Source organism: Okeania sp. SIO2B9, assembly GCF_010672505.1.
Lineage (GTDB): Bacteria > Cyanobacteriota > Cyanobacteriia > Cyanobacteriales > Microcoleaceae > Okeania > Okeania hirsuta.
Window position 1 is genome coordinate 1 of sequence record NZ_JAAHGK010000622.1, and the last position, 4,387, is coordinate 4,387.

General features: G+C 33.3%; 4 protein-coding genes. 1 reads left to right on the forward strand and 3 read right to left on the reverse strand.

Annotated elements, in window-relative coordinates:
* Nucleotides 1-238: 238 nt before the first annotated feature.
* Nucleotides 239-1,240 carry a glycosyltransferase family 2 protein gene (locus F6K13_RS20250; protein ID WP_124143989.1) on the reverse strand — a complete coding sequence of 334 codons (1,002 nt, stop codon included), beginning with the start codon at nt 1,238-1,240 and terminating at the stop codon, nt 239-241.
* Nucleotides 1,241-1,631: 391 nt separating this feature from the next.
* On the opposite strand from F6K13_RS20250, the gene F6K13_RS35835 reads away from it, so the two are divergent.
* Nucleotides 1,632-1,931, forward strand: coding sequence for a hypothetical protein (locus F6K13_RS35835; protein ID WP_192901262.1), 300 nt, complete (start codon nt 1,632-1,634; stop codon nt 1,929-1,931).
* 353 nt (nt 1,932-2,284) lie between these two features.
* On the opposite strand, the gene F6K13_RS20260 is transcribed toward F6K13_RS35835, so the two are convergent.
* Nucleotides 2,285-2,950 carry a TVP38/TMEM64 family protein gene (locus F6K13_RS20260; RefSeq protein WP_205127287.1) on the reverse strand — a complete coding sequence of 222 codons (666 nt, stop codon included), beginning with the start codon at nt 2,948-2,950 and terminating at the stop codon, nt 2,285-2,287.
* Nucleotides 2,951-3,065: 115 nt separating this feature from the next.
* Nucleotides 3,066-4,034 carry a glycosyltransferase family 2 protein gene (locus F6K13_RS20265; RefSeq protein ID WP_124143988.1) on the reverse strand — a complete coding sequence of 323 codons (969 nt, stop codon included), beginning with the start codon at nt 4,032-4,034 and terminating at the stop codon, nt 3,066-3,068.
* Between the last annotated feature and the right edge of the window lie 353 nt (nt 4,035-4,387).

The window sequence follows — 4,387 nt, forward strand, 5'->3', positions numbered from 1 at the left end:
AATCCCCACTGTTGTTTGGGCAAAAATTTACCACTAATATCAGTTTTATATGAGGTTGCATAGAATGATGAAATTCATTAAATCTATCTATCTTTATCTAAGCTTACCTGCGGTCAATTATGCTTGAAATATTATTCTATGCAGCTTCATTTCAATTTGGTATAATTGAATTTCATACATTTATTCAGCAAGACCTAAACGCCTTTTCCTTCTTCCTTCTTCCTTCTCCCTTCTTCTATTAATTTTTACCAACAATTTCTCTAACTCGATAAATAGGTCGTTCTTGAGATTCGTGATAAGTTCGCATCAGTAATTCTGCCAATAAACCAAAACTAAATAATTGTAAACCTGCAAGTAATAACACAACAATTAAAATTAGTAGAGGGCGATCGCCAATCTGTTCATTCAAGCCAAATTTGAGGATAGTTAAATAAATCCCCAAAAATAGACCAACTCCCCCAGAAATAAAACCCAACATTCCAAAAACGTGCATCGGTCTAGTGAGGAATTTTTTCATAAAAAATACTGTTAATAAATCCATCACAACTCGGAAAGTTCGCCCTAAACCATACTTACTTTTACCATAGCGACGAGCATAGTGGTTAACAGGTATTTCTGTAATTCTTGCTCCTTCAATAAAAGCTAAAGCTGGTAAAAATCTATGTAATTCACCATAAAGGTTCATATCAGCAACCAATTCCAAACGATAAGCTTTTAAAGAACAACCATAATCATGTAAATTTACCCCTGTAACTTTACCAATTATCCAATTAGCAATTTTAGAAGGAAGTAGTCGTGTAACAGCATCATCCTGCCTATTTTTTCGCCACCCACTAACTAAGTCATAACCTTCATTGAGCTTAGATAATAATAGTGGAATATCAGCCGGATCATTTTGTAAATCTCCATCTAAAGTGACAACTACTTTGGCCGTAGCATACTTAAACCCTGCTGCCATAGCTGCAGTTTGTCCATAATTTCGGCGGAGAATTACTGCTTTTAAATCTGTACGTTTTTGAGCTAATTCTGTTAGTAGTTTTGTCGAACCATCCCGAGATCCATCATCTACACAAATAATTTCGTAGGTAAGCTGATTTTCCCTTAAACTAGTAGAAATTGTTTCCAGTAGTTGAGGAATACTATCAACTTCATTGTAAATAGGTGTCACAATAGATATATCTAATAGAGTAGGAGAACTTTTATTTACTCCTATCTCTTGAGTGGATAAATAGTTACTCATTTTGATTAGCTACTATGGATAAATCTTTATTTTATTTAGTTTATCATAACAACTTGAATTTTTGACTGAGTATTCGTAGCAGCAAAATTAGTAATAATTTTAACCAAGACTACTCTAGGGGTAAATACAGAAAGCGAAAACTTGTCTAAGAGACTGTTTGTAAAGTTTTGTAATATACAATGATTGACCTTTAAACTGTACAAATTGGTTATTTATCCCAGATTTATAGGCTGAAATACCCAATTTGCGAGGGGTAAAAACACTTCATAATTCTTTACAAACAACCTCTAAAGTCTCTCAAAATTACTCATAATTATAGCTATAAAACTAAAATGAGTAAGTTTGTTCAGTTGTATATCCATGATAATCGTGAGATTGGCGTTCGCGGAGCGTGGCGTCAGGCATATCGCCTATTTCAATTGGATTTGGGTTCATAGTCGCATTTGAAAATACATCAGCACAAAGGGCAGGTTTAGTGATCGCTCCTTGGAACTGGAATGACTTAATTACTTATCCCACACTTTGCGCTCTGCACTACCCAATTTACAAAAAAGCATTAAAAAAAGGAATTTTTCATCTGCCGATGAGTGAAATAAAAATTCCCACTTCACAGACAGAAATAATAGAGGCAAGAATTATCCCCAAAATTAGCTTTTATATAATAGAAATAGTCTATGAAAAATCGGAGTAAACAACAAATAATCAACAAATAGCAGGAGTATATTTAGGAGTAAATAATTTAATAGCTGTAACGACAAATAAAACAGTAATTTTACCTCTTTTGATTAAAGGCAGACCATTAAAAGCCATTAATAAATTTTATAATAAACGACGCTCTTGTTTACCGAAAAATTGTGGTTTAAAGCCTCCACTTTTAAGGTGATAATAAATCAAAATTTTCATGATTAGTCAATAGAGCATTAATTCTTAAGATATAGGTGACATAACATAATAGTTGAAACTAATTTGATGAATCAACTCTTAATTTAAACTTGCTTTTCATTTTTGTTATTTGGTTATTTTTGGATATTAACCAAAAGAGATTTAATTATCAAAAAAATCTGATGAAGATGAATCTTTCATTTCTTCTATAACTTTCTTTGGCAGACTGCGACGACGACGATACCAAGTTGCACCTCCTACTAACATAGCGATGAGACTTAACGCTCCAACTAAAGGCAAAATGTCACCTGTTTTTAATGCTGTTAAACCAGAACTTCCTAACATTACAAAAGGCAAAACACCAGGTAAAGTTCCCAAGATAGTGCCTAATAGATAATCTTTAAAACTAACAGATGTTAAACCAGCAGCAAAATTTACTAAACCATAAGGAATGATTGGCAATAAACGAATGGCAAACATATAAAATAATCCTCCCTGACGCATTTCAGCATCCATTGCTTGCCATCTTCCAGCCAACTTTTGAGAAATCCATTCTCGACCTACAGTACGAGAATAATAAAATGCGATAATTGCAGCAATAATTGCTGCTAAACTTGTCCATAATGTACCGATCCAGGGTCCAAAAATTGCGCCTCCAGCCAGATTAAGTGCTGTAGAAGGTAAAACTAAAATAGTTGCTATTGTATAAATAACTATATAGATTATTGGTGCCCAAATACCTGCTCGTTCTAGCCAACTTTGAACTTGTTCCGGAGGTAAACCACCTAATAAATAAGCTGCATAAATAAGCTGCTGTTCCAGTGGCAATTATACAAATAATTGTCAGGAGAAAAATACCAGTTTTAAGATTGAACATTAAATCTCTACTCCGACCCAAAATTACTGCTTTAGTATTCTTGATTTAATGACAAAAACTTTGAGATTATTCACTCCTAGTCATCTGATTTTCAAATCCATAACTTTCTCTGACTAAATAAAGAGGTCTTCTCTTGACTTCTTCATGAACGCGACCTAAATATTCACCTAAAATTCCTAGAGATAATAACTGCATTCCACCTAAAAATAATATCGCTACTATTAATGAAGCGTAACCAGGAACATCAATTCCAAATATCAAAGTCCGAATCACTAAAAAGCTAGCATAAATAAATGAAATTAAAGAAATTGATATCCCAATATAGCTCCAAATTTTGAGAGGTATTGAACTAAAAGCAGTGATACCTTCAATTGCTAAATTCCAGAGTTGCCAATAATTCCATTTTGTTTCACCTTTGAAACGAAGACCTCGGTCATATAATATTGAAGTTTGTTGATAACCTACCCAGGAAAATAAACCCTTCATAAAACGGTTAGTTTCTGGTAACTTTTTGAGAGCTTCTACAACTTTTCGGTCCATTAACCTGAAGTCGCCAGTATCGGGCGGAATTTCTACAGGGGTCAAACGTTGAATTGTACGATAGAATCTTTGGGCTGTGAATTTTTTGATCCAACTTTCTCCTTGGCGCGATCGCCTAGTTGCGTAGACCACATCATATCCTTCTCGCCACTTGGCTATCATTTCCACAATTAATTCTGGTGGGTCTTGTAGATCGGCATCTATGGGTATAACTGCATCGCCTACGGTATAGTCAATACCTGCTGTTATAGCAATTTCTTTACCAAAGTTACGGGAAAAGTTTACTACTTTAATTAAGGAATTGCGTTGATGATATTCTACTAATAACTTTAGAGTATTATCTTTACTACCATCATTAATACATATTATTTCATAAGTCATTTCTAGAGGCTTTAGCACTGATATTAGCCGTTCAAACAAATAATCAATATTTGGCTCCTCGTTATAAAAAGGAATGACTATGGAAAGTTGTACTTTCTTTTCTTCTGAAAGCATATTAAAAGCAAATATAAAGTCGTGACCATCCAGATTATACCAACAACAAATTTATGCTATTCCCCCTGATATCGAATATTAATTAATTTTTATCAGGTACTTATATAATTTAGTATTTCTATTATTTGGCTTTTACTTCCATCAGAAAATATAGTAAAAATATGTCTATAGTCAAAAACTTTTCTAATTTTTGGGTAGATTAAGCTTGAGAGTAAGTAGAACTAAGTTGATTATTAATGCTCATAATTTGCCTCCTAGTCAAAGTAGATTTTAGTCAATTTAATATGTCAGATATAATTTTTATCTAGTTTAGTGCCCCATCATACTTTTGTTTAGTTTCTTCTACCAACTTC